The organism is Curvibacter fontanus (genome assembly GCF_054780335.1).
Genome location: NZ_BAAGWN010000029.1, coordinates 1 through 2824 on the forward strand (window position 1 = coordinate 1; position 2824 = coordinate 2824).

Sequence of the window (2824 nt, forward strand, 5' to 3'; positions counted from 1 at the left end):
CATGATGTGTACTTCTGCCATCAGCGCTTCATGCAGATCGACCTGCATGCGCTGCGCGCTGATACTTGAGTCGAAGGTGTTACCCATGTCCTGGCACACCCGTTACCCATGTCCCCGGTCTATACACGCCATGAAAACACGGCGGCAACAAAAAAAGGCCTTGCATTGCTGCAAGGCCTTCTTGATTTGGCTCCTCGACCTGGGCTCGAACCAGGGACCTACGGATTAACAGTTTTAAAAATCGTTATTTTTCAATGACTTAGGCTCGTCTTCGCTCGTCACGTCTCGCCCAAACTCGCCAAGATTGTCACGCATTCTCCCTGAGGCTCGCATCTATTCCATGAGCGAGACGGGGTATGTCTTTAGAACGTGCTGTAGCCACTGCTCGGGGCTATCACCAAAGTAGGCCATTTTGCTGCCCATCACGTCCGTATGGCGAAGTTCGACGGTCACAAACTTAGTCACTTTGGTCTGAGGTTCTGGCGCACTCGCTCTTTCTCCCGAAGATGATGTGCCAGAGCCTTCGCCAGACGCCTCAACTGGTACTACATGTTCGCCAAAAATCACTCGGTAGTTTAATAGGAGGTCCGCAGGCGTCAGATCGAACTCCAGATGCTTGCCCCCCATGCGAATTTCACAAAAGTAAGGACCGCTCACGACGAACAATGAGGTAAGGATGGGTCCGTTCGGAGACATCTCGTACGAATCGATTGCGACTCCGTCTTTAAGCTGAAGTAACTTGAGTGCAGCATTTACTCGCTCAAGCTCAACTGCATCTAAAAGGTTTTCGGAGTTGAGGCGCCACTGGATAGTCATCGGTAATCCCTCATTGAATTGTCATTTGCCGTTACTTCGATCTCTTAAATTGCAGAAGAGACCATCCGCAAGGTGAATCATGTGCCCAAGTTGCCTAGAGAGAAACCTCGGATCGTTGGGATTCCACTGCCAGTCCTCTGGTCTTTCAAGATTCACGCGAGTTGTCTCGTAGAACCTATGCGAGTTTTCCCAAACATGCTTCGCCAGAGCCGTGGCAATCTGGACTTCACATGTCACGTAACATGGAGTTGCTGCTCCTGCGCCAAAGCGGAAGAAAACCTGCGAACGGAAAGTTAGATGTTGAGCGAAATATCCATTCAGGCTACCTTTTGCCTCGATCTGAGGAGATAGACCTAGTTCATTTGCGAGATGAAATAGTCTGTTGGCGAGGAATGGGACTCCGTCCAAAAATTGCACCGTCAGCCGGGCGCGGACTAGATCCTCAAGCCCAGGAACCGGAACCTGTTGATCGAACAACCTTCTTATCTCATCTTCCGCATTTTGCGCCCGCCGAATTTTTTCGATAGTCTTTTCCTTGATTCGGGCTTCAGACTTACCCACGAATGGCGGCAGCGACGGCCCTACAAAAAGCGTTCCGCCAATTTCGCGTCGATACTCTTTTTGCCAACTCTCAAGTTGGGTATTGGCATTGCGCCAGAGCGGGCTCGCAGACACTACTGGCGCCCAGTCTTCCGTGTTCTGGGCGAGGGATGGCCAATAACCAGGAATAGAGCATTGCGTCGGCAATCGCTCTAATATGCTCTCGTGCGTGGTCGCGCCTTGCTTGCCTTCAGCGACGATTGGTTTCGCGATGTCATAGCTCATAGGCTTATTCTTCTCCGCTAAGAACTCCCCAAGCCATTATGCCGAAAGGCTACGGAAAACTGACTGCCGACCAATTCCGGGAATTCATCCAGATCATCCCGGATGTGTTCGCTACGCTGCGCGACACGAACGAGCGCTTGGCGAGCACTCCCGCGGCCAAATTCGACAGCGTCATGTCTGGAGACTACGGCAGTTACAGCGCAGTCTACGAGCTCCCTTTCTCTCAGCACCTGTCAATGCTCATCGTTGCATTGAACCGGCAGGGAGACGTCAACGAAATTGCCGTATCTCCAGACCCCCAGGAGGCCGTCCTGGATTTGCTCCGCCGCCGCGACGAGATCGAAGACGACAAGCCACAGCACGAAGCCTTCTCCGATTCGGAAGTTGTTGCCCTTTGCTACTCACTGGGCCGCACCATGCAGAGCATGGCGACCTATGGCCGCAGCATCTCCAGCCTGCTCCAGGACGTACGCGAAAACAGTAACCACGACTCCCTTTTTAAGGCTATTCGCATGGATCGGACGGTCATCGGCTGCCCTACGGCTATGAAGCACATCGCCAAGGCCCAAATCCGCGACAACAATGCCTTCTTCAAGAAGCTCCGGAGCGCCCTGGTAGGTCCATCCAAGAAGGAGTGGTCTGGCCTGGATCAGATGCGATACGCCTTCTTGACCCTTCGAGAGCTGGAAATCCATAACCTGTCCGAGGCATCCCTCGAAGAGCTCATGGTGGACAAACTCCAGGTCTACCCGCGCGGCAAGGGGGATGCCCGTAAGGCCCTCCGGGCGCACTACCGCCATTCCCGCAAGATCCCAACCATCTGAAATCGCGATTTGAGATGGTCGTCTAAGAGGGCCGTCGTGTATTGAATCGGTATCCGTTCCAGGAAGCCAAAGTGGCATGCCTGGCGCGGAAAAAGGTTCAATCCATGTCCAAGAAGTCTCCTGCCGGCAATCCCGCTGGCATCCCTCAGTCCCCCACACCAGCCGACCCGGATTCGCGGACGAGCGCGCCAGCGCCGGCCGCCGAATCCGGATCGGAACAGGGTGCGGCGCCTAGGGAAGGTCTGAACAAGTCATAAAACCGCCACGCACAGCCCGATGCGCAAGGCGAACACGACGCGCAGGAGCAGATCGTAGCCGCCCGAAGGAGGTTTGCGGCGCAATCTGCGCCCCTTTCGCGG

Annotated in this window: 4 protein-coding genes; 2 read left to right on the forward strand and 2 right to left on the reverse strand. The window is 54.5% G+C overall.

Translation table 11 applies throughout. The features are described 5' to 3' along the window. Positions 1-108: 108 nt before the first annotated feature. The gene (locus tag ACYVH8_RS12775) at positions 109-258 is read left to right on the forward strand and encodes a hypothetical protein (protein WP_460489197.1); all 150 of its coding nucleotides are present in this window, start codon (positions 109-111) and stop codon (positions 256-258) included. A gap of 75 nt (positions 259-333) precedes the next feature. Here the strand turns inward: ACYVH8_RS12775 and ACYVH8_RS12780 are convergent, their stop codons facing one another. Both ACYVH8_RS12780 and ACYVH8_RS12785 read right to left on the reverse strand, forming a co-directional pair. Beyond that, positions 334-816, reverse strand: coding sequence for a hypothetical protein (locus ACYVH8_RS12780; RefSeq protein WP_460489198.1), 483 nt, complete (start codon positions 814-816; stop codon positions 334-336). A 21-nt stretch (positions 817-837) separates the two neighbouring features. After that, complete coding sequence (locus ACYVH8_RS12785) at positions 838-1641, reverse strand: hypothetical protein (protein WP_460489199.1); 804 nt, start codon at positions 1639-1641, stop codon at positions 838-840. A gap of 38 nt (positions 1642-1679) precedes the next feature. Here ACYVH8_RS12785 and ACYVH8_RS12790 point away from each other — a divergent pair, with 38 nt between their 5' ends. Then, positions 1680-2465: a hypothetical protein gene (locus tag ACYVH8_RS12790; RefSeq protein ID WP_460489200.1), complete on the forward strand. Its 786-nt coding sequence runs from the start codon at positions 1680-1682 to the stop codon at positions 2463-2465. Positions 2466-2824 lie beyond the last annotated feature (359 nt).

Coding starts and splice junctions, on each gene's coding strand:
- ACYVH8_RS12775 (WP_460489197.1), top strand. CDS start 109: ATGTCCCCGGTCTATACACGCCATGAAAACACGGCGGCAACAAAAAAA.
- ACYVH8_RS12780 (WP_460489198.1), bottom strand. CDS start 816: ATGACTATCCAGTGGCGCCTCAACTCCGAAAACCTTTTAGATGCAGTT.
- ACYVH8_RS12785 (WP_460489199.1), bottom strand. CDS start 1,641: ATGAGCTATGACATCGCGAAACCAATCGTCGCTGAAGGCAAGCAAGGC.
- ACYVH8_RS12790 (WP_460489200.1), top strand. CDS start 1,680: ATGCCGAAAGGCTACGGAAAACTGACTGCCGACCAATTCCGGGAATTC.